The organism is Xanthomonas pisi DSM 18956, assembly GCF_001010415.1.
In the GTDB taxonomy this organism is placed as follows: Bacteria; Pseudomonadota; Gammaproteobacteria; order Xanthomonadales; family Xanthomonadaceae; genus Xanthomonas; species Xanthomonas pisi.
This window is the reverse complement of record NZ_JPLE01000078.1, coordinates 1-26,916: the sequence shown is the minus strand read 5'-3', so window position 1 is coordinate 26,916 and position 26,916 is coordinate 1. Positions and strand designations below refer to the sequence as shown.

Below are 26,916 nucleotides of genomic sequence, written 5' to 3'. Positions count from 1 at the left end.
TGAATTACGGGGAGTCGACAGGGGGCAGCGTCACAGACTTAAGAGCAAGCCTAGACCAAACCAGACTGACTAATCAGTTAGGGGGCGCAACCTCGTAGTCGGGCTGCTCATGAAAAAACTGGGCAGTTGAGGTGTACAACATCATATTCAAATTTGACGCATGACCTTTTATAATTCCATGCATCACGCCTGAAGTGTTAACCACTGGGCCACCGGAATCACCTGGACCTATGAGGTCGCCAAAGTCGGCCGTTGCGCCAAGCAGTCCGGCAGTAATGGGATTACCTGCAGGAATCCTCGCATCCGTCCAGTAGCACATCACGTCAGTGGTTCTACCGCTTGTGCAGAATCGTTCGGTTGAGGATGCGGGGGCATGCCCACTCACTGCTATCGAAGCAAGCCCCCCATCTCGCGAGCGGTAGAGAGCTGCTCGCGAGAGCAGAACTTTCCCTAATGCACGCGGTTCATACCTCGAAACAATTGAGCAGGTAAGTCCAGTTGATGGTGCAGAGCAATACCGATAACTATGGTTAACCGGCTCCACACGAATCAATTCAAGATCTGAAACATTCGACTTCCAAGAAACATAGCCAAGGTCCGATCCCCTGACCGAAACTGAGCTATTGTAATCACCACAATGACCTGCGGTCAGGACGAATCTCACAGCTCGCCTGTATGGGGTCAAGTTGGCAAGAAATCCCTTTTGCTTAAGCACAAGGCCGGCGGTGCATTCGTTACCAAGGCTCATTGTCAAAACCGTGCCACCGACAACAGGCTGATGGAGTCGAGCTGGATCAATAGCCAGTGCGGATCCAGATGCAAAGAAAGTCAATACGCTTACGGTAACCAGGGCGTAGCTATAGGGCCTGGATTTTTCTTGCTGCGCTTGTCGACTTACAGGCCGAGTATTTATCATTTTTCTGCAATTTTTTGGGTGACGGTATTTACAATATAATAAATCATTTCGTTAATTAGATTTAATTAACAACGAAGATACGCCGCATCAAGCGAAGCTAAGAGCCACCGGCACTCACTCCGGCCAAGCAGCACAAATTGATAATTTTTCTAGTTAAATAAAAAAACTATTATTTTTTTTAATAAAAGATTCAGGCAGGGCCAGTGCTTCTGGACGGAACATAGCGCGGGTGTCGCTGCATGTTCAGTCAGAACGTAATCGCCCACTTGTTGAATCGTGAAGGCATCCAAGCGTGGTTTCTTCACTAGTTTGCGAATTCCAAGGTAGCGCACCCTCTGCTTCACCGGCATATCCCTTACAGCATCTTTGGGGATTTACTGGTAGCTGACCTGATACGGCTCGCGTAATTTGCATCGTGGACATCAGGTCATCTCGCACTGCTAGGACGGTGGCGACTGGATAGCAAGGAGCTACGCGCCGACATCTTTAAAGCCGCCGGGACCTTCCGGCGGCTTTTTTTTGCACACGATCTGAACTGCTTTTTTAGCTGCTGAACGTCGGCCAGCCGATGCCGATAACGCTCTCTTTTGCGAGGACCAGCTGTCCTATCTGGACGTTGATCACGACTTCTTTTTTTTGCGGCCGCCCACGTTGATCTGCATGTATCTCTGATCGATCGCGCCTGCCGTATTAAGCATTTGAGATACGTGGCTGTCGTCGTTGAACGTCACGACTAGCGCAACGCTCTCAGCAGAACCGTGTGCCCATCCAAATTTGGACAGCATTGCGGTGCGCACCTCAGGCGATGCAGCACGAAACGCAGCCACCAACGTGGCCTCGGACGGGTCCAATTCCATCCGCTGTTCTAACAGCACATACATGATGTCTACGCCGCGAGCATGCGCGGCCAATAGCTAGGCTCCACCCGGCATGTTCTGGTCCTTCTCGAAGTACAGCTGCCTCCACTTCGAGATGCCACATGCGTCCGCCATCTCCTGCTGCGTCAAGCGCAGGCGTTGCGAGGCATGCAGTGCAAGGCTCATCAAACGCACCAGCGTTCTCGCACATAAGTTCCTGCGGCATGACTCCTATCTCTGCGAGAACCCCAAGTGTGGTGCGACGTATACAGGCCATTCGGAGTTGACCGGTATTGCCAGCCCCAGCGGCGTGCCGACCTCACACAGCGATCTTCCACCCACACCGGCGTATAAGCGCGCCCAAGCGCGCCCAAGCGCTGCAGGCCTACCGCGAGTCGCTAGGCGACCGCCAGCTGGATCTGCTCCCCGTAGGCGGCGAGCCGTTCTTTCCTCACCGCTGAGGCATCCCTAATGCGAAAGACCCTTGATTGGGCAGCATTGCTGCCCACGGCGAAGCTTTGCCTAGACGTTGAGCGCATCCACGACAGCCTGGTGAAGACCGAGCACGGCTACATCGGGCGCACTGCCGCACCTGAGACAGATCAGCGCTTCGGCGCGGTTGTGGTTGCCGCGCTCATGCGTGATGGGCTTGCCACCTCTGACGCCTTCGATGAGCGACTGGTCGTGCTGACCGAAGCCGCCACCGCTTTGTTCCATCTCCAACGCAGAAACACCGAGGTCGGTTCGTAAGGAATGCCAACAGCTGGTTCACCGCACAGGAGCCGCAATTCGTCGGTGCGGCCAGCAATGTGCCGCAGCGCGCCGCACCGCACGCCAAGCACGGAGAGACACGCCTGCTCGCTGCCGCTGTTGACGCGCACCGTCGCGCCGGCGGTGCTTATGTCGTGCTGATTCAAATGGTGGGCCGTGATGGATTCGAACCATCGACCAAAAGATTAAAAGTCTTCTGCTCTACCGACTGAGCTAACGGCCCACTGACCCGACATTGCGTCGGGGTGCGCATTCTACCCTACGCGGGCGTCAAGACAAAATGGCGTAGTGGGTGGGGTCGGGAATGCCGGCGTCGGCGAAGCCGGCAGCGCGCAGGCGGCAGGCGTCGCAGTGGCCGCAGGCGCGCCCATCGGCGTCGGCGCGGTAGCAGGAGACGGTGAGGCCGAAGTCCACGCCCAGTCGCACGCCTTCGCGCACGATGTCGGCCTTGCTGAGGAACTGCAGCGGCGCGTGGACGCGCAGGCCGGCGCCCTCCACGCCGGCCTTGGTGGCCAGGTTGGCCAGAACCTCGAACGCGCGCACGAACTCGGGGCGGCAGTCAGGATAGCCGGAGTAATCCACCGCATTGACGCCGCAGAACAGGTCGTTGGCGCCGACCACTTCGGCCCAGCCCAACGCCAGCGACAGCATGATGGTGTTGCGGGCCGGAACGTAGGTGACCGGAATGCCATCGCCGCCTGCATCCGGCACCTCGATGTCGTCGGTGAGCGCCGAGCCGCCAATGCTGCGCAGATCAACATCGACCACCTTGTGCGCGACCACGCCCTGCGCTGCGGCAACGCGTGCGGCGGCATCCAGCTCGGAGGTGTGACGTTGACCGTAGCGCACGCTCAACGCGTACACGGCAAAGCCCTGCTCCTGCGCGAGCGCAATGACGGCGGCGGAGTCCATACCTCCGGACAACAGAACGACAGCTTTTTTCATTTCAGGAAGGCATCGACAACATCAAGACGCAAAGGCTAGCAGGGTCGGCGCCAGGCCGCGACGGCGCGGTCCGTTCGGCATGCACATCGGGCAAGGCGACGTGCCGGTCAGTTGCCGCCCTTAGCGGCCCGGCTCGTCGTCCCAGAGGATCTTGTGCAGCTGCATCTGAAAGCGCACCGGCAGGCGATCGGCGACGATCCAGTCGGCCAACTCCCGAGGCGTGACCTCGCCCTTGCTGGGCGAAAACCACACCGTGCAACGACGCTCGAGCGCATGCGTCGCGACGATCTCGCGCGACCACTCGTAATCGGCGCGACTGCAGATGACGAACTTGATCTGGTCACGCGCGGTCAGCAGAGGCAAGTTGTCCCAGCGGTTGCGCTGTGCTTCGCCGGAGGCGGGCGTCTTGATGTCGACCACGCGCGAGACGCGCGCATCGACCTCGGAGACATCCAGTGCGCCGGAGGTTTCCAGCGAGACATCGAAGCCCGCATCGCAGAGCTTTTGCAGTAGCACCAGACAGCGCTTTTGCGCCAGCGGCTCACCGCCGGTCACGCAGACATGCCGCACGCCATGGCTGGCGACCTCGGCCACGATCGCGTCGATGTCATGCCACTGGCCACCGTGGAAGGCGTAGGCGGTGTCGCAGTAGGTGCAGCGCAACGGGCAGCCGGTCAGGCGCACGAACACGGTTGGCCAGCCAGCCGCCTCAGCCTCGCCCTGCAGGGACAGGAAGATTTCGGTGATCTTCAATCGCGGCAATGGCGACTGGACGATCTCGCTGGGGACGGCGGCGGCGTTCATGGGCAAAGTATGCGCCGCGCCAACCGGCGACGACGCGCGGGCTCAGCGCAGTTGCTGGCCGAGGCGGATGGACTGCAAGCGTTCCTGGGCGACACGTGCTGCGTCGGAGCCGGGATACTGCGAGACGACCTGCTGCAAGGTTTGCTGGGCTTCGTTGTTCTTGCCTTCGCCATACTGCGACAGGCCGAGCTTCAACAGGCCGCCAGCGGCCTTGTCATGCGTGGGATAGCGGCTGACGAGATCGCGGAACTGCGCCTCGGCAAGCTGAAAATTGCGGGTGGCGTAATAACTCTCACCCAGCCAATACAGCGCATTGGGGGTGTAGACACCATTGGGATAGAGCTCGAGAAAGCTCAGGAACAGCTGCGACGCGTCGTCGTACTTGCCGTTCTTCAATGCATCGAACGCGACGTTGTAGGCAGTGCGCTCATCGTTGCTGATGGCCAGGGTACCTGCATCGCCATGCACGGACGGCGGCTTCTCGGAAGTGGCCGCCGCTGCAGGCCGCGCGGCCGGAGCCGGGGCTGGGGTGACGCTGCCGGTGGCAGAGGGCAGCGGAGGCGTTGCGCCACCTGCACCTTCCAACCGATTCAGACGTCCGTCCAGGTCCAGATACTGGTCCTTGGACTGTTGCTTGAGTTGCTCGTTGTCGTGCTGCAGCTGTTCGACGGTCGCACGCAAGGCCTGCAGGTCCGAACGCGCCTGCTGCAGCTGATTGAGGAGATCGTTGTTGGCCTGACTGTTGGCCTGCTGCTGCTCGAGCACCGCCACACGATCAGCGAGACTGGCTCGCTGGGCGTATGCCGGCGCGGCGACCACAAGGGCCGCCGCGACGAACAGGGATGTCACTCGAAAGCGCATCGTCTCTTACTGAGCCGTGTACACGATTTCGACGCGACGGTTCTGCGACCAGCAGCTTTCGCTGGTTTCGGTGCAGACCGGACGCTCTTCACCGTAGCTGACGACGGTCAGCTGGCTGGCCGAACCACCGGCAGCCTGCAGCGACGACGACACGGCGTTGCCGCGGCGCTCGCCCAGGCCCATGTTGTACTCACGCGAACCGCGCTCGTCAGCATTGCCCTGCAGGGTGATGCGCGAGGACGGACGGTCGCGCAGGTACTTGGCGTGGCAAGCCATGATGGCCTGGAATTCCGGCTTCAGGGAGTCCTGATCCAGATCGAAGTAGACCACGCGCTGGCGCAGGCAGGCATCGGTATCCAGGTCGCCCGGGCCGTACAGGCCAGAGGTGGACGGGCCGGTGGGAACGGAGGAACCGGCGGTGGTATCGGTTGCGGGAGGCGGAGTTTCCTTCACCTTCTTCGAGCAACCAGCCAGCACGGCAACGGACAGCAGGGAGACAAGCAAGACGCGGGTGGACTTGTTCATGGGATACCTATGGAGGCTCTGGGCCAATGAGTGGTTTAACGCAGCGAAATATTAACATTAATGCGCGGTTCGGTAAGGCCCCCAAGCGGGTTCTCTCACATCACCATCGGCCAGAACCAGACGCTGGCGGACCCGAGCGTCGGCGGATACGGCATAAAGCACGCCCCGGCCACCCTCACGTGCGGCGTACAACACCATGCTGGCGTTGGGCGCAAAGCTCGGCGATTCGTCCAGCGAACCCGGCGAGAGCGTGCTCCAGCTGGGCGAACCCAGGCTGCGATCCATCATCGCGATGCGGTAGCTGTTGCCGCTGCCCTGCGCCACGGCAATCTTCTTGCCGTCGAACGAGACACTGGCGGTCGCGTTGTAGTTGCCCTGGAAGGTCACGCGGTTGGCGCTGCCGCCGCTGGCAGCCACCTGGTAGATCTGCGGACGACCGCCGCGATCGGAGGTGAAATAGATGCTGCCGCCATCCGGCGCCCAGGTCGGCTCGGTGTCGATGCCGAAGTGGTTGGTCAGCTGGGTCAGCTGCTTGCTGCCCAGATCCATCACATAGATCTCGGGGTTGCCGCTGCGCGACAGCGCCAGGGCAAGCCGCCGACCGTCCGGCGAGAACGACGGTGCACCGTTGATGCCGCGGAAGCTGGACACCAGCTCACGTGCGCCGGTGGCGATGTCCTGCAGGTAGATCGAGGAATTGCCGCGCTCGAAGCTCACGTAGGCCAGCTTCTTGCCGTCCGGGCTCCAGTTCGGCGACAGCAACGGCTCGGCCGAACGCACGATGGTCTGCGGGTTGTAGCCATCGGAGTCGGCCACCATCAGCGCATAACGCATCGCGCCGCCCTTGCCGCTGGCGGTCACGTAGGCAATCCGGGTCCAGAACGCGCCACGCACGCCGGTGATTTTTTCGTAGATCGCATCGGCCATCTGGTGCGAGACATCGCGCATCGCATTGGCACGTGCGGTCATCGCCAGACCGAGCATGCGCTCGCCCTTGGCCACGTCGAACAATTCGTACTCGACGCGATAGGCGCCCTCGCCCGCATCCATCACGCGACCGACGACGATGTAGTTCTGCTTGAGGGTGCGCCAGGTCTGGAACTGCACCTCGGTGCCGCGGGTCGGCTTTTCGACGATCTGCGCGACCGGCAACGTGCGGAACTGCCCGGAGCGATCCAGGTCGGCGCCGACGACGGCAGACACATCGGTCTGCGGTGCGGTGCCCGAGCCCTGGTAGGGCATGGGGACAACGGTGATCGGCGTCGCCGAAGCGCTACCGCCCACGATGTCGATGGTGAGCCCTTGTTGCTGCGCGAGTGCGCTCAGCGGCAACAACAGGGCGGTCAGGGCAGCTAGCCAACGCAGCGGTTTTTTCATGGACGGCTCGGATCGGGCGGGAAAAGTGTGCAAGGGATACCAATCAGCGAGTGAACATACTCGCAATCGTGAACGAGACAACGTGAAAGTGGAGCGAGTGGCTGCAAGCGGCCCGGCACCGATGTGACGTGGCTGGTGCCGGGCGCCTGCTCTACCGACCGATCGTCGGGCCGATCGGTACCGCAGCGCGCGATGCGCCAATCGCACTGGTCGAATTCAGCCACAGTGCGGCGCTACCAAGCTGCCGCGCTGGGGCCAACCGGCCAGGTCATCCAAACCAACCGTTACTGATCCTGCGCAGTGAACACAAAGGTCAGATTGCGCTGGAACACCGATTCGTAGCCGCGATACGGCAGCGGCTGCGCGCTCAGTACGGCGGCCTCGATCGAGCGCTGACCTGCCTCGTCGTACGGGCAGCCCGGCGCGACCTTGGCTTCCATCACCTGCCCGCCCGGCAACTGGCGAATATTGATGGTGCATTTCTGCCCCGGCGGCACCGACGGCGGGCGCACCCACTGCCCCAACACCTTCTGCTGGATGGCAGCGGCGTACTTGGCCGACAGGTCGGTACTGGTGCCGCCCTGCCCCGCAGTCGGCTGTGCACTGGTCGCCGCAGCGGCAGAAGCCTGCTGGGCGCGCGCGGCGGCGACCTGGCGCAGCTTCTGCTCGGCCAGCGCGGCTTCCTTGGTGGCCTGCTCGCGCTGCCGGCGGATGTCGGCGATCTTCTTCTGGCGCTCGGCGTCGGCAGCCTGCTCGGCAGCGGCCTGCTTCTTCTTGGCGTCGGCTTCTTCCTGCTGCTTTGCCAGGCGCAGCTTCTGTTCGGCCTCTTCCTGGCGCTTGCGCTCGGTCAGGTCGATCTGCTCCTGGCGGCGCTTGGCTTCCTGTTCCTGCTTGGCCTTCTCTTCGGAAATGGCCAGCGCATCGACCTTGTCCTGGTCGACCTTGTCCGGCTGCGCCACCCGTTCCTGCGCCTGTGCCTGCTGCTGCGTCGGCGCATCCTGCGGGTGCGGCTCGGGGATCGGCTGCGGTGGCGGAACGCTGTCTTCCGGGGCGGGCTCGGGCAACGGTGCCGGCGGCGGCGGTGCTTCCACCGGGGTCGCCTTCAGCGCCTGACGGGCGACTCGCGCCTCGGCGGCGGAGACATCCAGCGAGGCTTCCATGCTGGGGTCGCCCGCGGCCGGCTCGACCGAGCGTTCGGGCGACCACAGCCAGCCGGCGATGAACACCAGCGCGACCAGCACGTGCACGACCAGGGCCAGCACGACCGGCCGCAGCCAGCCATCCTCGCGCGCCGTCTGAGTGGGGAATGCGTCAGCGTGCATCGCTGCCTGCAGTGCCGCCGGAGTCGGAGATCAGGCCGACCTTTTCGACCTTGGCCTGCTTGAGCACGTCGATGGCATCCATGATCTTTTGATACGGCGCGGCGCGATCGCCGGCCACGACCACGCGCGCATCCTTGTCCTGCGCCACGATGGCGGCCAGCTGCGCCTGCAGCGCATCGACATCCATGGCCTGCGGCTTGCCCTTGGGCAGCTGCAAGGCCAATTGGCCATCGGCCGCGACCACCACCACGATCGGGTCCTGCTTGCTCTCCAGCGCCTTGGCGCGCGAGCTCGGCAGGCTGACGTCGGTGCTCAGGGTCAACAGCGGCGCGGTCACCATGAAGATGATCAGCAGCACCAGCATCACGTCGATATACGGCACGACGTTGATGTCGGATTTGAGCTTGCGCTTCTTACGGCGGGAAATACCGGAAATCATCGCGGAACGTTCCTAATTGATCCCTCGCACGGACGTGTGCGATCTGTCGCGGGCGGCTGTCCTGTGCAAGCCCTGCACCCCGGTGCGGGCATGGCGGCGGACTGATCCGCACACCGCGCCGTGCAGGTGCCTGCACTGTAGGCGAGCAGCCGCAGGGGCTTGCGAGAGACGCGCATTACTCGTCCGCGCCAGCCTGGCGCTGCAGGATGGAGCTGAACTCGTCGGCGAAGGTTTCGTAGCGCACCGACAGCCGTTCCACGCGGGTGGTGAAGCGGTTGTAGGCCCACACGGCCGGGATCGCCACGAACAGGCCGATGGCGGTGGCGAACAGCGCTTCGGAGATACCGGGTGCGACCGCAGCGATACCGGCCTGCTCGCCGCTGCTGACCATGTCGTGCATGGTCACCATGATGCCGAACACGGTGCCGACCAGGCCGACGTACGGCGCGGTGGAACCGATGTTGGCCAGCAATTCGAGATTGCGCTCCAGCTGATCGACCTCACGGGTGAAGGCGGTGCGCATGGCGCGCTGTGCGCCTTCGAGCTGCACCCGCGCATCCAGGCGACGGCGATCGCGCAACCGCGAAAACTCGCGGAACCCGCTTTCGAACATCGATTCCAGCCCACCGACGGTGCGGTTGCGGTCGGTTGCCGAGGCGTAGAGCTTGGCAAGATCGGCACCGGACCAGAAGCGGTTCTCGAACTCGTCGGCCTCGCGGTTGGCCTGCTTGAACGCACGTGCCTTGCGGAAAATGATCACCCAGCTGATGAACGAGCCGATCAGCAGCAGCAACACGATGATCTTGACCGGGATGCTGGCGCGCAGGATCAGCTCAACGTAGTTGATGCTGCTGTTGTGCGCCGCCGTGGCGGTTTGCGCCGCGGCCGCGGTGACTTCCTGCGGTAGTGCTTCCACTACCGTGTCCTGCAGGGCCAGGAGCAATGCAATCGACATCCGTTCGTTCCTCAGTAATCGGAATCTGGGGTTTCTAGAGCTTTCAACACGTCGTACAGCGCATCGTCCATGCCGCGCGGGCGAAAGTCGCTGGTGCCGAGTGCGGCAATGCGCACCTCGGCAGTCAACAGCACTTCGCCCTCGCGACGGACCGACTGCGCAAACAGCAGGCTGGCCCGCCTGCATTTCAGCAGGACCGCCGACACTGACAGCGCGTCGTCGAGCCGGGCCGGCTTGAGGAAATCCAGTTGCATCGAGCGGACCGCAAACACCAGACCGTGGTCCTGGCGCATCAGATCCTGCCCGTAACCGACCGCGCGCATCCACTCTGTGCGCGCGCGTTCCATAAAGGCAACGTAGCGCGCGTGGTAGACCACCCCGCCGGCGTCGGTATCTTCCCAGTACACGCGTGTCGGCCAACTGAATACAGGCGGGGAATGGGGATTCGGGAATCGGGAATCGATGGTCATGGGCACGGATTTTCGGTCGAGACGGCCCCGGTGAGCGATGGACGGAGCGGCATCAGAACAGGTCTCCCGGCTCGCCGATGCCTGGTGCACGGTCCCTTGGCGGCTTCAGGCCCAGGTGCAGGTAGGCCTTGGTGGTGACCATGCGGCCGCGCGCGGTGCGGATCAGAAAACCCTGCTGGATCAGGTAGGGCTCGATCACGTCTTCCAACGTTCCGCGCTCTTCCGACAGCGAAGCGGCCAAGGATTCCACGCCCACCGGGCCGCCATCGAAATGCTCGACGATGGTGCGCAACATGCGGCGGTCCAGCTCATCGAAGCCTTCCGGGTCGACCTTGAGCATCTGCATGGCGGCCTGCGCCACCGGCAGATCGATGTGCCCCGCCGCCTTGACCTGCGCAAAGTCGCGCACGCGGCGCAGCAGCCGGTTGGCGATGCGCGGGGTGCCACGTGCGCGACGCGCGATCTCGGCCGCGCCTTCGGGCGTGCAGTCGATCCCCAGGATCGCGGCCGAGCGGATCACGATGCGGGTGAGCTCTGCGGGCGAATAGAACTCCAGCCGCTGCACGATGCCGAAGCGGTCGCGCAGCGGCGCGGTCAGCAGGCCGGCACGGGTGGTGGCGCCGATCAGCGTGAACGGCGGCAGATCGATCTTGATCGAGCGTGCGGCCGGGCCGTCGCCGATCATGATGTCGATCTGGAAATCTTCCATCGCCGGATACAGCACTTCTTCCACCACTGGCGACAGCCGGTGGATTTCGTCGATGAACAGCACATCGTGCGGTTGCAGGTTGGTCAGCAGCGCGGCCAGATCGCCGGCCTTTTCGATCACCGGCCCGGAGGTGGAGCGCAGATTGACGCCCAGCTCGTTGGCGATGACGTGGCTGAGCGTGGTCTTACCCAGGCCGGGCGGGCCGAAGATCAGCACGTGATCCATCGCCTCGCCGCGCGCCTTGGCGGCCTGGATGTAGATCTCCATCTGCTCGCGCACCGGCTGCTGGCCGAGATAGTCGGCCAGGCGCTTGGGGCGGATGCTCGCATCGGCGGCATCGTCTTCGCGGGTGGCGCTGCTGGCGATGATGCGCTGTTCGGTCATCCCGCCATCTTCGCATGCCGCGTGCGGGCGGCGCAGCATCTAGCAATCAAGATCGGCCTGCCGCAGCACGCTGAAGAAGGCGTCGAAGCTCGGCGCGCGCCAGGTTGGGACCAGGCCCTCCCAGCGATCGAAATACACCACGTCCGGCTCGCACTGCGGGCCGCGCGCGCGATAGTCCAGGCACAACAGACAGTCGATGTTATGGCTCGACAGCACCAGCACCCGATCCAGGCCGGCGTGCAGGCAGGCCGCCGCACTGAAGTCGTTGGGGTCTTCGAAGGCAGCGGCCAGATCCAGCAGGCTGCCGATCTTCGCCAGCGGCGACAGATACCGATCCACCAGCACGCATTCCCAATCCACGTAAAGATCGGCGGGAAAGCGGGTCCGCCGCACCCAGCACCAGCGGGTATCGCCGCCATCCTGGACACTGTAGAGCTGCTTGCACAACGCCGGCAGGCGCACGCCCAGGCGCGCTTCGGCAGCGGCCAGCGCATCGGCGCCTGCAGCCGCCGCGGTGTCGTTCCAATGCCCGGGCCCGCTCCAGAACGTGCGTAATGCCGGCGGCTGAGGCTGCCAGTGCACGCGCTCGCTCTCATCGTGCCTGGCCTGTAATGCAGGCGACCAATACACCACATCGACCAGCTGCGACAGCAGAGCGTCCACGTCTTCGAACACGATCAGCCGACGGTTCCCACCGGCATCGACATAGACCAGGGTGGGCTCGGCGTCCGGCACGGAGTAATCCAGACACAAGGCCCGGCTGGGTGAGCGGTGGTCGGCGGCAATGACGATCAGGCGGCGATCGTCGCCACCGGCGGCCAGACCGGCAAATGCGTCGTCGCGGTAGTCCTCGCGAGCGCGCACCTGCGCGAAGGAAAACAATTCCGCACTGCCAAGCAGGCGTGCACGCGGGATCAGCCATTCGGCCTTGAGCCAGTTATCCGGCTCCTCAAACGACGGAGCACGCGCCATCTGTACCGCGCCGCCGTCATAGCGTGTGTACAACGCACACAGCCAGGCTGGCAGGAGTACACCGAGCCGCGCCTGCGCCGCTGCGATGGCGGCCTCGGTTGCCGGCACGCGCCCGAGGTTGAGCGCTTCGTCCCAGAAGGTGTCCAGGCTCGGCGAACGACCGTAGATCATCCACTTGAGCGCGGCCATGCTCAGATCTCCACTTGCGCGCCCAGCTCGACCAGGCGGTTGCCGGGGATGCGGAAGAAGCCGGTGGCCGGGGCGGCGTTGCGATGCATCAGCGCGAACAGCTTGTCGCGCCAGATCGGCATGCCGCGGTTGGCGCTGGCCACGATGGTTTCGCGGCTGGCGAAGAAGGTGGTGTCCATCGGGTCGAAATGGATGCCGCCCTGGTCGCAGGAGCGCATAAGCGCCAGCGGGACGTCGGGCGTTTCCATGAAGCCGAAGCGCACGTAGACGCGGTAGAACTCGTCGCCGATCGACTCGATCTGCAGGCGCTTGTCCACCGGCGCGTACGGGATCGGCAAGGTATCGACGTTGAGGAAGATGTTGCGTTCGTGCAGCACCTTGTTGTGCTTGAGGTTGTGCATCAACGCATGCGGCACGACCATCGGGTCGGCGGTCAGGAACACCGCCATGCCCGGCACGCGTGCCGGCGGTGCCAGCATCAGGCCCGGCAGGAAGCTGTCGATGCGGATACCGTCCTTGCGGATCTCTTCGCGCAGCAGCGCGCGGCCACGGCGCCAGGTGCGCATCAGGGTGAACACCACGATGCCCAGCGCCAGCGGGAACCACGCGCCCTGCAGCAACTTGGCGCCGTTGGCAATCACGAACGCCAGCTCGATGATGAAGAACACCACGCACAACGGCAGCACCCAATTGCGCCAGCGCGGCCACAGCGAGCGCGCCACCAGGGCCAGCAGCAAGGTGTCGATCAGCATCGTCATCGAGACCGAAATGCCGTAGGCCACGGCCAGATTGGTGGAGCTGCGGAAGATCAGCACCAGCGCGATCACCATCACCATCAACAGCCAGTTGATGCCGGGCACGTAGATCTGGCCGATGGTCGTACGCGAGGTGTGCTTGATCAGCATGCGCGGGATGTAGCCCAGCTGCATGGCCTGGCGCGCCACCGAGTACGCACCGGTGATCACCGCCTGCGAGGCGATCACCGCCGCCAGCGTGGCCAGGATGATCATCGGATACAGCGCCCAGCCCGGCACCGCCTCGAAGAACGGGTTCTTCAGTGCGGACGGGTGGTTGAGCACCAGCGCGCCCTGCCCCAGGTAATTGAGCAGCAGCATCGGCAGCACGAAGAAATACCAGCCATGGCGGATCGGCCTGGCGCCGAAATGGCCCATGTCCGCGTATAGCGCCTCGCCGCCGGTCACCGCCAGCACCACCGCGCCGAGGATGAACACCCCGTGCCAGCCGTGTTCGATGAAGAAGCGGATCGCCCACCAGGGATTGAAGGCCTTCATCACCTCCGGCGCATCGACGATGTTCCAGGCACCGATCGCTCCCAGCGACAGGAACCACAGGCAGGTGATCGGGCCGAACACCTTGCCGACCTTTTCGGTACCGAAACGCTGCACCATGAACACGATCAGCAGCACCACCACGGTGATCGGCACGATGAAGGGGTGCAGGCTGGGCGCGGCGATTTCCAGGCCTTCCACCGCGCCCATCACCGAGATGGCCGGGGTGATCACGCCATCGCCGAAGAACAGCGAAGCGCCGAAGATGCCGAGGATGCCCACCACATATGCCGAGCGCGAGCCCTGCTTGAGGGTGCGCTGGGTCAGCGCCATCAGCGCCATGATGCCGCCTTCGCCCTCGTTGTCGGCCCGCATGATGATGGTGACGTACTTGAGCGTGACGGTGATCATCAGCGCCCAGAACGCCAGCGACAGCACGCCCAGCACGGTGTCGTGATCGCTGGTCAACCCATAGTGCGGCGAAAACGCCTCCTTGAGGGTGTACAGCGGACTGGTGCCGATATCGCCGAAGACGACGCCGATGGCGCCGACGACCAAGGCCATATGGCTGTTGGCAGGCGCGTGGCCGTGGCCGTGGCCAGCTGCGGGAGTGGAGGTCTGTGACATGAGTGGGCAGGGTATCGCCGAAGGACGTGAAGAATGAGAAAGGCCGAGCCCGCTTAACGCAGCGCGGCCTGGAGTGCCTTGCGAATGACCGTGGCGACTTCGTCGCCTTCTGCCCCGGCCTCGCGTGCCATGCGCGCGGCCTCGGCCGGCTTGTAACCCAGTTGCTGCAAGGCGACGGTGGCTTCGGATACCGCATCCGGACCCAACTGGCCGGTGATCGGCGCGCCGCTGCTGAAGTCGGCCGCACGGTCGCGCAGCTCCACCACCATGCGCTCGGCGGTCTTCTTGCCGATACCCGGAATGCGCGTGAGCGCGGTGATGTCGCCGCTGGTGATCAGGCGGGCGAATTCGTCCACGCTGACCCCGGACAGCACCGCCAGCGCGATCTTGGCGCCGATGCCGGTGACTTTTTGCACGTCGCGGAACAGCCGCCGCTCGCCCTCGCGCAGGAAGCCGTACAGCGCGACGCTGTCTTCCTTCTGCGCGTAATGGGTGAACAGGATGACGTCGCGACCGACATCGGGCAGGTCGTAGAAGGTGCTCATCGGCGCCTCCAGCTCGTAGCCCACCCCGCCCACGTCGATCACCAGCCACGGCGGCTGCTTGTAGGCCAGGATCCCGCGCAGACGGCCGATCATTGGGCACCGCCTTGGCGGTGCCGGGATTGGGCATTGGGGATTGGGGATTGGCAAGATCCCTCGCAGCCGTCAACGACGGCTGCGCACCGCCGAAGCAGCACAGCGCGCGCAGACTCGCTGTTGCAAATCCCCAATCCCGACTCCCGAATCCCGATCATCATTTCTTGCGGCTCCAGGCCTGTTGGGTAGTGACGCCCAGACGCTGCGCGGTGGCGCGGACGTGGGCGTGGGTGATGGCGACCGCCAGTGCATCGGCGGCGTCGGCCTGCAGCTTGCCTTTCAGATTGAGCATGATGCCGACCATGTGCTGCACCTGCACCTTGTCCGCCCCGCCCTTGCCGACCAGCGCGAGCTTGATTTCGGTGGCAGCGTACTCGTGCACCGGCAGATCGCGCATGACGACCGCGCAGATCGCCGCGCCGCGCGCATGGCCGAGCTTGAGCGCCGAATCGGCGCTCTTGCCCATGAAGACTTTTTCGATCGCCACTTCATCCGGCCGGTAGGTCTCGATCAACTCGCCCAGCCCGTGCAGCAGACGCTTGAGCCGCTGCGCAAAATCGCCCTCGCCCAGCAGCAGCAGCGGTGCGTGATGCACATGCCGGCTGCGACCGCCCGCGTCGACGTCGATGATGCCGACCCCGGTGCGCTGCGAACCGGGATCGATGCCCAGGATGCGGGTCATCGAAGCGCCGGGATTGGGGATTCGGGATTCGGGATTGGTGATGCACCTGCAGTGCGGCGATCGCATTGCTGTTGCGAATCCCGAATAACGAATCCCGCCATCCCAGCCATCATCAGGCGCCGAGCGCCGCTTGATCGACGTTCGAATACACGTCCTGGACATCGTCCAGGTCTTCGAGCATGTCGAGCAGCTTGCGGACCTGCACGGCGGTGTCGCTGTCGACGGCGATGTCGTTGTCTGCGCGGAAGGTGATCTCGGCGTGGGCCGGTTCCAGGCCGGCGGCGGTCAGGGCGTCCTTGACCTGGGCGAAGGCATCCGGGGCGGTCAGCACGTCGATGGCGCCGTCTTCCGCGTACACCACCACGTCGTCGGCACCGGCTTCGATGGCCGCATCGGTGAGGGTGTCTTCATCGCTACCGGCGGCAAAGCTGAGCACGCCCAGGCGCTTGAACATGAAGGCCACCGAGCCCTCGGTGCCCATGTTGCCGCCGCATTTGCTGAAGGCATGGCGCACGTCGGCCACGGTACGCACGCGGTTGTCGGTCAGGCAGTCCACGATCACCGCCACGCCGCCGGGCGCGTAGCCCTCGTAGCGGACTTCTTCGTATTCCACGCCTTCCAGCTCGCCGGTGGACTTCTTGATGGCGCGTTCGATCACGTCCTTGGACATGTTCGCCGACAGACCCTTGTCCATGGCCGTGCGCAGGCGCGGGTTGTTGGACGGATCGCCACCGCCGGCGCGCGCGGCAACGCTGATCTCGCGGATGATCTTGGTGAACATCTTGCCGCGCTTGGCGTCGGAGGCGTTCTTGCGGCCTTCGATGGAGGGGCCTCTACCCATGAGTGGTTCCAGACTGGCTTGGATGACAGGGCGCGGATTTTACCTGATTGCTTGCACTCACCGGGGCCGCACCATCCGCCGGCGGATGTTCAAGACGCGAACCTGCCGCTGCGCAGGAAGGCCAGCGCCTGGGCGGCGGCCTCGGGCGAGCGCAACAGCCCGCTGTGGCTGGCCTGCACCACGCAGTGGTCGTGCAGCCCGGGCAGACGGGTTTCGGCCAACGCGACCGTGCCGTCCGAGCCCTCGGCCAGCGGCGCCAGCCAGCGACCGACCCCGCGCGGCACGCACCCGGCCACCTGGCCGATCTCGGCCGGCCCGTCCCAGCGCGCAAACCCTTGCTGCAGCAGGGCGGCACTGCGACCCATCGCCCAGACGCCGCCGCGCCGCGCCAGCCCGCGCGCGGCGGCGCTGCCGCACAGGGGCGAGCCCAGGCAGACCACGCGGCGCACCGGCAGGTCGGGGGCCTCGCACAAGGCCTGCAAGGCCATCAGTCCACCCAGGCTGTGGCAGACCAGCAATTGCGCGCGGCTGGTGCGCAGGCGTTCGATCAAGCGCGGCACGGCCTGCGCCGGCCCGCCGAGCACGCTGGCATAGCCGAACAACGCGGGCGCCAGCCCAGCGGCGCGCATCCGGCGCGCGAGCGGCAACAGCCAGTGCGCGGTATTCCAGATGCCGTGCACCAGCAGCACGTCGGCGGTGGCGGCGACCGCGCGCTTGCGCGGACTGCGCCGGGGAATGACCGGGATGGCCGAGGATGCACTGGACAAAGGCGGGGTTACCGGGATGGGAGGCGGACGTCAGGCGCGTGTCTGACCCGCACACGACCTGCCGGACACATGGCTGGTGCCGATCGCGCGCATGCGCTGCGCCGATCTGGCGGCAAGCGCCGCATCACGGTGCGGGCGCCGCGCTCAGTCGGCCGCAACGATCGGCTTGCGGCGCAGGATGAACTCGCGGTCGACGATCTTGCCGACCGGAAAGTCGTATTCGCCGACCTTTTCGAAGCCGTAACGGGCGTAGAAGCGCTGCGCGCCGAAATTCTCCGACCACACGCCGATCCACAGGGTGCGTGGGCCGTCGCGTTCGAGCCATTCCAGTGTGGTTTCGAACAGCCGGCTGCCCCAGCCGCTGCTCTGGTAGTCCTTCAACAGATACAGGCGCTTGAGTTCCCCGTCGCCGGGGCGGACCTCAGCGTGCGGCAGGCCGCACGGGCCGGCAGCGGCGTGGCCGACCAGCAGGTTGTCCAGCTCCAGCAGCCAGATCGCGTAGTCCGGATGCGCCAGCACGATGCGCGCGCGCTCCACGGCATAGGTCTCTTCCAGAAAGCCACGCAGGTCTTCTTCCGGATACAGATGCCCGAAGGTTTCGGTAAAGGTCTGCGCGGCCAGAAGCGACAGCGCTTCGGCATCGTCCGGCGTGGCGCGGCGGATGCGGGTCATGCGGGACTCTCGTGCCGGGTGGACGTGGCAGCTTCTCGCATGCGGCGGCGCTGCTGCAAGTGGGAATTGGGAATCGGGAATCGGGGAGCATCCGGCTATCGCACACTGATGCGCATGCCCAACTACCGGTCTGAGCACCAGGAGGCCCTGGCGCCATGCGCGCCGGCGTATTGCTCGCGCAAAGTAAAGCGGACTGCATCGCACGTTGCTGCGCGCAGCTCCTACCCAACCGCCAAGGTTCTTAGGAAAGCGTCATGCGTGATTGACTGGGGGACGCACCTGCTGTGCGCCACGCTGCCCATGCAGCCTTCGATACGGGCGTTGAGCGCAGCGCAGATCAGCCAAGCAACGCCTTTCCCAAAAGGTTGCTCGCTGCGCATAAACAACACGGCCACGCGCTGGGCGTGGCCGTGTTCGAAGGCAGGTCAGACCTGCTTGGGGCGCACCTGCACGTGCACTTCGGCCAGTTGATCGGCGGCGATCGGCGACGGCGCGTCGGTCATCAGGTCCTGCGCGCCGGTGGTCTTGGGGAACGGGATCACGTCGCGGATGGAGTCGGTGCCGGCCATCAGCGCGGCGATCCGGTCGATGCCGAAGGCGATACCGCCGTGCGGCGGCGCGCCGTAGTTGAGCGCATCCAGCAGGAAGCCGAACTTGGCGCGCGCTTCTTCCGCGCCGATGCCGAGCAACTCGAACACCGCGCTCTGCATGTCCGGGCGGTGGATACGGATCGAGCCGCCGCCAATTTCATTGCCGTTGAGCACCATGTCGTAACCACGCGACACCGCGGTGCGGGCGTTGGCGCGCAGGTCGGCGATATCGTCCACCGCCGGCGCGGTGAAGGGGTGATGCAGGGCGACGTAGCGCTGCGCTTCGTCGTCCCATTCGAACATCGGGAAGTCGGTGACCCACAGCGGCGCCCAGCCATCGGCGATCAGCTTGAAGTCCTTGCCGGCCTTCAAGCGCAGCGCGCCCATGAAGTCGGACACCTTGTTATAGCCGCCGGCACCGAAGAACACGATGTCGCCATTGCCGGCGCCTACGTGTTTGAGCAGCGCGGCAAAGGACTCTTCGGAGAAGAATTTGGCGATCGGCGAGCTGACTTCGCCGGTCTCCGACAGCTTGATGTAGGCCAGACCCTTGGCGCCGTATTTGGCAGCGTGCGCAGCGTACTCGTCGATCTGCTTGCGGCTCAGCGTGGCGCCACCTGGGATGCGCAGCGCAGCCACGCGGCCGTCGGCATCGTTGGCGGCGGCGGTGAACACCGGGAATTCGCTGGTCTTGACCAGCTCGGCCACGTCGACCAGTTCCAGCGCGATCCGCAGGTCCGGCTTGTCCGAACCATAGCGACGCATCGCCTCGGCCCAGCTCATGCGCGGGAACTGCGCGGCCAGCTCGACATCCACTACTTCGGCGAAGATGGCGCGGATCATGTCTTCGACGAAGTCCTGCACGTCGCGCTCGCGCACGAAGGCGAATTCCATGTCGAGCTGGGTGAATTCCAGCTGGCGATCGGCGCGCAGCGCTTCGTCGCGGAAGCAGCGCGCGATCTGGTAGTAGCGGTCGAAGCCGGCCACCATCAGGATCTGCTTGAACAGCTGCGGGCTCTGCGGCAAGGCGTAGAACTCGCCCGGATGCATGCGCGCCGGCACCAGGAAGTCGCGTGCGCCTTCGGGGGTGGCCTTGGTCAGGATCGGGGTTTCGATGTCCTGGAAGTCGCGCGCGTCCAGATGGCGGCGCAGCGCCTGCACCAGCTTGATGCGGGTGCGCTGCATGCGCTGCATTTCCGGACGGCGCAGGTCCAGATAACGGTACTTCAGGCGGGTTTCTTCGCCCGGGTTCTCGTGCGCATGGAACGGCAGCGGCGCGGCCTTGTTGAGGGTGGTGATGCGGGTGGCGATCACTTCGACCTTGCCGCTGCGCAGCTTGTCGTTGACCGCATGCCGCGCGCGCACCACGCCTTCGACCTGCAGCACGTCCTCGTAGCCCAGGCTGGCGGCCACCGGGAACACCTCCGCATTCTCGGGCTCCACCGTCACCTGCACGATGCCCTCGTGGTCGCGCAGGTCGATGAAGCACACGCCGCCCAGGTTGCGGGCCACGTCGGTCCAGCCGGCGAGAGTGACGGTTTGGCCGATCAAGGTCTCATCGACCAGGCCGCAGAAGTGGGTACGCATCGAAAGCTCCGCTGAAAACCCGACGCAGGCAGCGCCGGAAAGCCGGATATTCTGGGGCCGGCGGCCGGCAGGAGCAAATGCGGCGACGGTCACCGGCGCTTAAGTCAGCGCCCGGCTGAATAGGCGCCATGCCCCTCCCGTCACCAAGGACGTCACGATGCTGCGCACCGCCCTGCTGATCTCCGGCTTCAGTCTTGCCGCCCTCGCGGGCGCGCTGGTCAGCCGCCCCGCCGCCGCACAGGACCGCGGTTTCAACGGCCCCAGCATCACCTGCTCCAGCAACGACAACCGCCGCCGCGAGTGCGACACCCCGTTCCGTGGACGCGCCGCCCTGGTGGAAAACATCTCCGGCACGCGCTGCATCGAAGGCCGCAACTGGGGCAGCGACCGCGGCCGGATCTGGGTGGACAACGGCTGCCGTGGCCGCTTTGTCGAGGCGCGCGGCGGCTGGGGCGGTGGTGGCTGGAATGGCGGCGACGGCCGGCCGGGCAATGCAGCCGCCGGCACCGTGCGTTGCGAAAGCCGCGACCAGCGCCAGGCCATCTGCAACACCGGCTGGCGGCGCGCGACGATCGTGCGCCAGCTCTCCGGCACGCCCTGCGTGGAGGGCCGCAACTGGCACCAGGAAAATGGCCGGATCTGGGTGGATGACGGCTGCCGCGCCGACTTTGCGCAGGCCCGTGGTGGTGGCTGGGATCGCGATGACGGCCACGGCGGCCGCGACGATCGCCCGCGCGGCGACTATTCGGTGACCTGCAGCAGCGACGACCGCCGCCTGCGCACCTGCGATTGGGACGTGCGCGCAGGCCGCCCGGTGCTGACCCGCCAGTTGTCGGACACCCGTTGCGAGGAAGGCCGCACCTGGGGATTCGACCCGCGCCGCTCCGCGGTCTGGGTCAACGATGGCTGCCGCGCACGGTTCGACGCGCGCTGAGCATTGCCGACCTGGGCCTGCCGATCAGCGTATGACCGGCACGCCTGCACACACTGTCACGCCGCGCCGGATGCCGGCTTTGCGGCCGGTGCGGCAGGCGCCGCTGCGGGCTTGCTGTCGCTGGCAGCTGGCTTGGCATCGCCACCTGCGCTGCTGCTCTCGGTCAGGTTCTTCTTCCGTTCGCCGGCCGACTTGAAATCGGTCTCGTACCAGCCGCTGCCGGACAGGCGGAACGATGGCGCGGTGACCTGGCGCTTGATGGTGGCCGCCGCGCAGGACGGGCAGGTCTGCGGATCGGGGTCGGCCATCTTCTGCAGGCGGTCGAACGAATGGCCGCAGGTGGTGCACTGGAACGCGTAGATGGGCATGACAGATCCGCTGAAGACGATGCAAGGGCGCAGATTCTAGACGGATGCGGGCGTGTCGGCGCAATGATCGAATCGCACTGACACAGGGCCGGACAGGCGGAAAGTGCTCGGCAGTTGCCGACCCACTGCCGATGCGCGCGCGATGCGTCCGGCCTCTTGGGATAAAGGGGCGTCTGGCGTGCTGGCGGCTGGCGGCTGGCGGCAGAATGGACGTGCCGAGCGGATGCGCTGTGTCGACGAAGACGCTTCGGCCAGCGCGTCAGTTGCGGCCTGGAAGGCTTCCGCAACTATGGAGCGCGGCTTTTGCAGGCGTCTTGAACCTGCACTTCCGGCGATTCTCCCTCACCGACGCAGAGCTGGCACTCGGATCGAAGGAGATCTACGTCCACGCCAGCACATGGCGATGTTGCGCGGCTCCGCTCCACAACCGACGTGCTCATCGCGCATCCCATGATCGCGTTATGCGAGCCCCATCGATCGAGTCGCACCAGCGCGGCTGCTACACTCGATGACGTGATCGACGCGCCTTTTCTCCCACGAGGGTCGCATCCATGCTGCGGCTGACTGCCCTGTTGCTGGGCGTTGCCCTGTTGCTGACCGGCAGCGGGCTGCTCGGCACCTTGCTCGCCGTGCGCGGCGGCCAGGCCGGGTTCGATGCGCGTGCGCTGGGCCTGATCATGTCCGGCTACTTCGCCGGCTTTTTTCTCGGCACGTTCTTTGCGCCGCCGTTGATTCGACGCATCGGGCATATCCGCGCATTCGCGTTCTACGCGTCGCTGGCGGCGATTGCCGTGTTGCTGCATCCGATCTGGCTCGATCCCTGGGGCTGGGGCGTATTGCGCCTGGTGACCGGCGCTGCCCTGGTGGGCTTGTACACGGTGATCGAAAGCTGGCTCAACGCCGAGCCGGATGCACGTCGGCGCAGCCGGGTGTTTTCGGTGTACATGGCGATCAATCTATCGGCGCTGGCGTTGGGCCAGATTCTGTTGACCGCCGGCGACGCGCGGGCACCGGCGATGTTCACGCTGACCGCCATCCTGATTTGCGCGGCGGTCATGCCGGTGGTCACCACGCGCCTGATTCCACCGGAGGTGCCGCAGGTGTCGCGCCTGCGGCTGAAAACGCTGTATGCGCTGGCGCCGGTGGCCACTGTCGGGGCCGGATTGTCAGGCCTGGCAATGGGTGCGTTCTGGGGCCTGCTGCCGGTGTATGCAAACCGCATCGGACTGAACGCCGATGGCGTGGCGATGTTCATGCTCACCGCAATCGTGGGAGGCGCAGTGTTGCAGTGGCCGATCGGGCGCATCAGCGACGGTCACGACCGACGCATCGGCCTGGTCACGGTAAGCGTACTGGCCGCCGCCATCGCCATTGCTGCGGCAGTGCCGCTGGTGCAGTCGCAGACAACCGTCCTGTTCATGCTGTTCTTCGTCTACGGCGGGCTGGCGTTTTCGCTTTACCCGTTTGCGGTGGCACATATGCTCGATTACCTGCCACGCGAAGACCTGTTATCCGGCTGCAGCAGCCTGTTGCTGGTGCATGGCGTGGGCGCTGCCATCGGCCCCGCGCTGGCAGGCGGGGCGATGCAGAAGTTCGGCCCTGCAGCGCTCCCGGTCTATTTCGCGGTGATGTTGTTGGCGCTGGCCGGCTTCACGCTGTCGCGCTTGCTGCGGTTTGCGCGTCGCCGCACCCATCCCATCGCGTTCCGCCCGATGCTGCGCACCACACCATCGGCGCTGGAACTGATGCCGGAAACCCAGCAGATCGAAGCAACACCACACGCCAAGAGAAGCTGACAACACGGTGTCGCAGATGTCAGGTGGGCGAGGCTGGTGCGTTGATTAGAATCTACCACGCGCATGTACCGGGTCTGCGCGCGCGACTCCCCTTCCTGTGGCTTGCGATATTTTCAACCGCTTCGAGGCTGCGAGAGCCTGGCTGTCTGGGTTTGCATGCCTCGATTACAGAGCGGTGGATCTGCGGCTTTGCTGCGGGGTCCTTACCCGCCCACCCTCGCAGGACACGCTGCAAGTACGTCCATGTAAGCTCTTTGGCGGCATCCATGCAGCCAAAGGTCCCGCGACGGTGGGCGGACAAGGACCAGTCGCGTTATTCGGTGCGTCCGGCTTTCAATAGAGCGACCAGCCCCCTTTCTAGCGCAGTGTCCTCATAGCTTGCGTGACCCTGTGGCGGCATGAATGCCTCCACGGAGCGTCCATGAATGGATTCGCAGCGTGTCCCGCAAGCGGTGAGGACGCCACGCCCTCGACCAATCGATCACGCAGCTTGCGCAGCCCTCAAGACAGCCCTGCATCGCAGGCGGAAAGGACATCCCACACCCGACCAACCGAACACGCAGCATACGCATTGCCACACAGCGCTAAATCGCACTCGCTTCAGGGGCAGAGAAGCCGTGCACATCCACCCGGTGATCGCAGCCCACCTCTAGCGCGGTCATCATCACGCAATGCAAGCACGGCAGTCTGCGGCCACCTCCCCGCTCGTTGGATTGCAATGGATTGGACCACCTGCCCGCGCGTGCGCCATCCGGCCAGGCTTGCCCTGTTGCTGGTTCCATTCGCCCTGCCCGCCTACGCGCAGCAGGCACCGGATGGCACCGCGTCGGCAGCGCCGAGTTCAGACCTGCTTGCCAGTGGCGCGCAGGTGTCCACCCTCGATCAGGTGCAGGTGGTCGGGCAGGCGATGACGTATTCCAAGACGGCCGTGAGCAAGGAAATGCTCGACCGCCAGTTCGTGCTGGGCAGCGTCAACGACGCGCTCAACGAGCTTCCCGGCGTCGTCGTGACAGAAGCCGATGCGTTCGGCTCGTCGGATTGGGGCACGCAGATCAGCATGCGTGGATTTGTCAGCAACCGCGATACCCAGCAGATCGGCACCACTGTCGATGGCGTGCCCAACGGTGGCTCGGCCTACGGCGGCGGCTCCAAGGCCAACCGCTTCATCGATATGCCGGATCTGGAAACGGTGGAAGTGAGCCAGGGCACCGCCGATATCGCCTCGCGCTCGAACGAAGCGTTGGGCGGCACACTGAATTACCTCACCGGCGAGCCGCTGGAAGAACAGCGCGTGCGTGTGATCGGCGGCATCGGCGACAACCAGGCACGCAAGTATTACGCGCGCTACGACACCGGCCTGCTGGGTGGCAATACGCGCGCCTGGATCAGCGGCTCGTCGGCGCGCAACGACGACTGGATCGACGGCAGCGGCCACACCAGCCGCGACCACCTCGCCGGCAAGTTCGTCAGTGCGTTGAACAAGTGGACGCTCAGCGGCTACGCGTCCTACGACGATGCCGACGAATCCGAATACACCAGCGTGACACCGGAACAGTTCGCGCGCGATCCGGAACACGACTTGCTGACCGGCACGCTCACCGGCATTCCGTATCTGGATCAAAACTATCGCTCAGGCTCGCGCGCGCTGCGCAAGAACACTTTCGGTTACCTGCGTGGCGCCTTCGATGGCGGCAATGGCTTCAAGACCACGCTCACCGGCTACGCGCACCGCATGCAAGGACGCGGCGACTGGATTCCGCCCTATCTGGTGGACGTCACCAACGATGGTGCAGGCGCGCCGGAATCCGAAGCGCGCGGCGGCAACACCGTGTATGCCGGCAGCGACCTGGGCAAGCTGTATTACCTGACCCCGGGCGGTGCCGCCGCGACGCCGCTGGCCGGTTGTGCAGGCAGCGCGGCGGTGCCGGCCGAATCCAATCCGGCCTGCTATCCGGCAGGTTCGATACCGGTGCAGTCGTATCGCCATAGCCACTACGACAACCACCGCGCCGGTGCCATGGCCGATGTGGAATGGCGCCACGACCTGGGCCCGATCGACAACACCGTGCGCGCCGGTGCCTGGCTGGAGCGCTATGACCGCAGCGTCACCCGTGACTGGCATCGCCTGCTCAATGTCGGCACCAACATCAGTTTCGATCATCAACCGTACTGGGTGCAGTTCAAGGACAACTACCAGACCGACGAACAGATGTATTACGTCGAGGATGTAATGCGCTACGGCGCCTTCGCCTGGCGTGTGGGCGTCAAGCAGTTCTTTCTCGACCAGACCCGCGACCGTCGCATCGGCGATGCGCAGCATGTGGAGTCGGATGCGCACTCGGACCCGCTGCTGTCGGCCGGCCTGACCTGGACCACCCCGGTGCAGGGCCTGGAAGCCTTTGCCGGGTACTCGCAGAACTTCGCTGCGATTCCCTCCGGCGTACTCGGCGAAACCGACCCGGTCGCACTCAGCCGCGTGCAACCGGAAACCGCCGACAACATCGAACTGGGCCTGCGCATCAGCCGCTGGCCGTTGACCGGCAGCGTGACCTTGTACGACATCCGCTTCGACAATCGCATCGTGTATGTGCCGGCCAACTTCGTCAGCGGCATCGACTATCTGGGCGAGACCGACGGCGTGTACGAAAACTTCGGCGGCGTGCATGCGCGCGGCGTCGAAGCAGCCCTTGGCTACGGCTGGGATAACGGATGGCGCATCAATGGCGCCTACACCTACAACAAGGCCGATTACTTGGGCAGCGGCGATGCCGCGCGCGACACCGCCCTGGACATCACTCCCGGCGCGCAGGTGATCGGCCAGCCGCGCAATACCCTGGTGGTCTCGGCCGACTGGCGCGGGCAGGCCTGGCGCTTCGGTGTGTCCGGTCGTTATCTGGGCAAGCGCTATCTGGATGCGTCCAACCGCGCCGCGCTCGATGGCGTGACCACCTTCAATGCCAATCTGGGCGTGGAGCTGTCGCAGCTGTCGTCGCAGCTCAAGGGGCTGCAACTGGCGCTCAATGTCAGCAATCTCACCGACAAGCGGTATCTGGAAGGCGTGGACGGCAGCGATAGCGCGTTCATCGCCGCACCGCGCACGTTGGGGCTGACGCTGACGCTGGATCTGTAACGGCAACCGGCCATGCTTACGTGCACGCCGAGACTGTTTCCCTCTTCCGCTTTGCGGGAGAGGGCTGGGGTGAGGGCAACAGCGCCCCCCCATCCGCCCTTCGGGCACCTTCCCCCGCAGGCGGGGGAAGGGAGTTGGAGGGATTCGGCCAGTCACGCAGGATGCGGGAAAATCCTGCAGCAATCCGCCCCCTCTCCCGCCTGCGGGAGAGGGCTGGGGTGAGGGCAACAGCGTCCCCCATCCGCCCTTGGGGCACCTTCCCCCGCAGGCGGGGGAAGGGACTCGGAGGGGTTCGGCCAGTCACGCAGGATGCGGGAAAATCCTGCAGCAACCCGCTCCCTCTCCCGCCTGTGGGAGAGGGCTGGGGTGAGGCCAACAGCGCCCCCATCCGCCCTTCGGGCACCTTCCCCCGCAGGCGGGGGAAGGGAGTCGGAGGGATTCGGCAAGTCACGCAGGATGCGGGAAAATCCCCCAGCAATCCGCTCCCTCTCCCGCCTGT

Annotated in this window: 23 protein-coding genes, 1 tRNA gene and 1 pseudogene; 4 read left to right on the top strand and 21 right to left on the bottom strand. The window is 64.9% G+C overall.

The annotated features are described in order from the left end of the window. Window positions 1-1,536 precede the first annotated feature (1,536 nt). Window positions 1,537-1,908: pseudogene (locus Y887_RS16095) on the bottom strand (XRE family transcriptional regulator). A 336-nt stretch (window positions 1,909-2,244) separates the two neighbouring features. On the opposite strand from Y887_RS16095, the gene Y887_RS16090 reads away from it, so the two are divergent. Further along, on the top strand, window positions 2,245-2,523 hold the full coding sequence (locus Y887_RS16090) for a hypothetical protein (RefSeq protein ID WP_046965310.1): 279 nt from the start codon (window positions 2,245-2,247) through the stop codon (window positions 2,521-2,523). Between the two features lie 168 nt (window positions 2,524-2,691). On the opposite strand, the gene Y887_RS16085 is transcribed toward Y887_RS16090, so the two are convergent. The 19 genes from Y887_RS16085 to aspS all read right to left on the bottom strand — a co-directional run bounded on the left by Y887_RS16085 (window position 2,692) and on the right by aspS (window position 20,189). Next, window positions 2,692-2,767, bottom strand: a tRNA-Lys gene (locus Y887_RS16085). Window positions 2,768-2,814: 47 nt separating this feature from the next. Further along, entirely contained in the window at window positions 2,815-3,489 is a 675-nt protein-coding gene (gene queC / locus Y887_RS16080) for a 7-cyano-7-deazaguanine synthase QueC (RefSeq protein ID WP_046965309.1), read from the bottom strand. Between the two features lie 120 nt (window positions 3,490-3,609). Continuing rightward, the gene (queE, locus tag Y887_RS16075) at window positions 3,610-4,293 is read right to left on the bottom strand and encodes a 7-carboxy-7-deazaguanine synthase QueE (RefSeq protein ID WP_046965308.1); all 684 of its coding nucleotides are present in this window, start codon (window positions 4,291-4,293) and stop codon (window positions 3,610-3,612) included. A gap of 42 nt (window positions 4,294-4,335) precedes the next feature. After that, complete coding sequence (ybgF, locus tag Y887_RS16070) at window positions 4,336-5,154, bottom strand: tol-pal system protein YbgF (protein ID WP_046965307.1); 819 nt, start codon at window positions 5,152-5,154, stop codon at window positions 4,336-4,338. Between the two features lie 6 nt (window positions 5,155-5,160). Further along, complete coding sequence (gene pal, locus Y887_RS16065) at window positions 5,161-5,679, bottom strand: peptidoglycan-associated lipoprotein Pal (protein ID WP_016904129.1); 519 nt, start codon at window positions 5,677-5,679, stop codon at window positions 5,161-5,163. Window positions 5,680-5,736: 57 nt separating this feature from the next. Then, entirely contained in the window at window positions 5,737-7,056 is a 1,320-nt protein-coding gene (gene tolB, locus Y887_RS16060) for a Tol-Pal system beta propeller repeat protein TolB (RefSeq protein ID WP_039423448.1), read from the bottom strand. Between the two features lie 284 nt (window positions 7,057-7,340). Then, entirely contained in the window at window positions 7,341-8,378 is a 1,038-nt protein-coding gene (gene tolA, locus Y887_RS16055; RefSeq protein WP_046965306.1) for a cell envelope integrity protein TolA, read from the bottom strand. Then, window positions 8,368-8,817: a protein TolR gene (gene tolR / locus Y887_RS16050; protein WP_046965305.1), complete on the bottom strand. Its 450-nt coding sequence runs from the start codon at window positions 8,815-8,817 to the stop codon at window positions 8,368-8,370. Before tolR ends, tolA begins: the two co-directional genes overlap by 11 nt. A 175-nt stretch (window positions 8,818-8,992) precedes the next feature. Continuing rightward, window positions 8,993-9,772 (bottom strand): protein TolQ, encoded by a 780-nt coding sequence (gene tolQ / locus Y887_RS16045; RefSeq protein WP_046965304.1) that lies wholly within the window; start codon window positions 9,770-9,772, stop codon window positions 8,993-8,995. Window positions 9,773-9,783: 11 nt separating this feature from the next. Continuing rightward, window positions 9,784-10,242 carry a tol-pal system-associated acyl-CoA thioesterase gene (gene ybgC, locus Y887_RS16040; RefSeq protein WP_046965303.1) on the bottom strand — a complete coding sequence of 153 codons (459 nt, stop codon included), beginning with the start codon at window positions 10,240-10,242 and terminating at the stop codon, window positions 9,784-9,786. Window positions 10,243-10,294: 52 nt separating this feature from the next. After that, window positions 10,295-11,335 (bottom strand): Holliday junction branch migration DNA helicase RuvB, encoded by a 1,041-nt coding sequence (gene ruvB, locus Y887_RS16035; RefSeq protein WP_046965311.1) that lies wholly within the window; start codon window positions 11,333-11,335, stop codon window positions 10,295-10,297. 39 nt (window positions 11,336-11,374) lie between these two features. Next, entirely contained in the window at window positions 11,375-12,496 is a 1,122-nt protein-coding gene (locus Y887_RS16030) for an SMI1/KNR4 family protein (protein ID WP_046965302.1), read from the bottom strand. A 2-nt stretch (window positions 12,497-12,498) separates the two neighbouring features. Further along, window positions 12,499-14,412 carry a potassium transporter Kup gene (locus Y887_RS16025; RefSeq protein ID WP_046965301.1) on the bottom strand — a complete coding sequence of 638 codons (1,914 nt, stop codon included), beginning with the start codon at window positions 14,410-14,412 and terminating at the stop codon, window positions 12,499-12,501. 53 nt (window positions 14,413-14,465) lie between these two features. Further along, entirely contained in the window at window positions 14,466-15,050 is a 585-nt protein-coding gene (gene ruvA, locus Y887_RS16020; RefSeq protein WP_046965300.1) for a Holliday junction branch migration protein RuvA, read from the bottom strand. 157 nt (window positions 15,051-15,207) lie between these two features. Further along, on the bottom strand, window positions 15,208-15,732 hold the full coding sequence (gene ruvC, locus Y887_RS16015) for a crossover junction endodeoxyribonuclease RuvC (RefSeq protein WP_046965299.1): 525 nt from the start codon (window positions 15,730-15,732) through the stop codon (window positions 15,208-15,210). Window positions 15,733-15,844: 112 nt separating this feature from the next. After that, window positions 15,845-16,573, bottom strand: coding sequence for a YebC/PmpR family DNA-binding transcriptional regulator (locus Y887_RS16010; protein ID WP_046965298.1), 729 nt, complete (start codon window positions 16,571-16,573; stop codon window positions 15,845-15,847). Window positions 16,574-16,662: 89 nt separating this feature from the next. Further along, the gene (locus tag Y887_RS16005) at window positions 16,663-17,340 is read right to left on the bottom strand and encodes an alpha/beta hydrolase (RefSeq protein ID WP_046965297.1); all 678 of its coding nucleotides are present in this window, start codon (window positions 17,338-17,340) and stop codon (window positions 16,663-16,665) included. Between the two features lie 144 nt (window positions 17,341-17,484). After that, window positions 17,485-18,012, bottom strand: a complete 528-nt coding sequence (locus Y887_RS16000; RefSeq protein WP_046965296.1) for a GNAT family N-acetyltransferase — start codon at window positions 18,010-18,012, stop codon at window positions 17,485-17,487. A 425-nt stretch (window positions 18,013-18,437) separates the two neighbouring features. Continuing rightward, a complete protein-coding gene (gene aspS / locus Y887_RS15995) occupies window positions 18,438-20,189 on the bottom strand; it encodes an aspartate--tRNA ligase (protein WP_046965295.1) in 1,752 nt (583 codons plus the stop codon). 157 nt (window positions 20,190-20,346) lie between these two features. Between aspS and Y887_RS15990 the strand changes: the two genes are divergently transcribed. After that, window positions 20,347-21,123, top strand: coding sequence for a DUF3011 domain-containing protein (locus Y887_RS15990; RefSeq protein ID WP_046965294.1), 777 nt, complete (start codon window positions 20,347-20,349; stop codon window positions 21,121-21,123). Between the two features lie 56 nt (window positions 21,124-21,179). Here Y887_RS15990 and Y887_RS15985 read toward each other — a convergent pair whose 3' ends face one another. Next, the gene (locus tag Y887_RS15985; protein WP_046965293.1) at window positions 21,180-21,491 is read right to left on the bottom strand and encodes an FmdB family zinc ribbon protein; all 312 of its coding nucleotides are present in this window, start codon (window positions 21,489-21,491) and stop codon (window positions 21,180-21,182) included. 551 nt (window positions 21,492-22,042) lie between these two features. On the opposite strand from Y887_RS15985, the gene Y887_RS15980 reads away from it, so the two are divergent. Together Y887_RS15980 and Y887_RS15975 are read left to right on the top strand one after the other, a co-directional pair. After that, window positions 22,043-23,287 carry an MFS transporter gene (locus Y887_RS15980; protein ID WP_046965292.1) on the top strand — a complete coding sequence of 415 codons (1,245 nt, stop codon included), beginning with the start codon at window positions 22,043-22,045 and terminating at the stop codon, window positions 23,285-23,287. Between the two features lie 718 nt (window positions 23,288-24,005). Then, a complete protein-coding gene (locus tag Y887_RS15975) occupies window positions 24,006-26,417 on the top strand; it encodes a TonB-dependent receptor (RefSeq protein ID WP_046965291.1) in 2,412 nt (803 codons plus the stop codon). The last annotated feature ends 499 nt before the right edge of the window (window positions 26,418-26,916 follow it).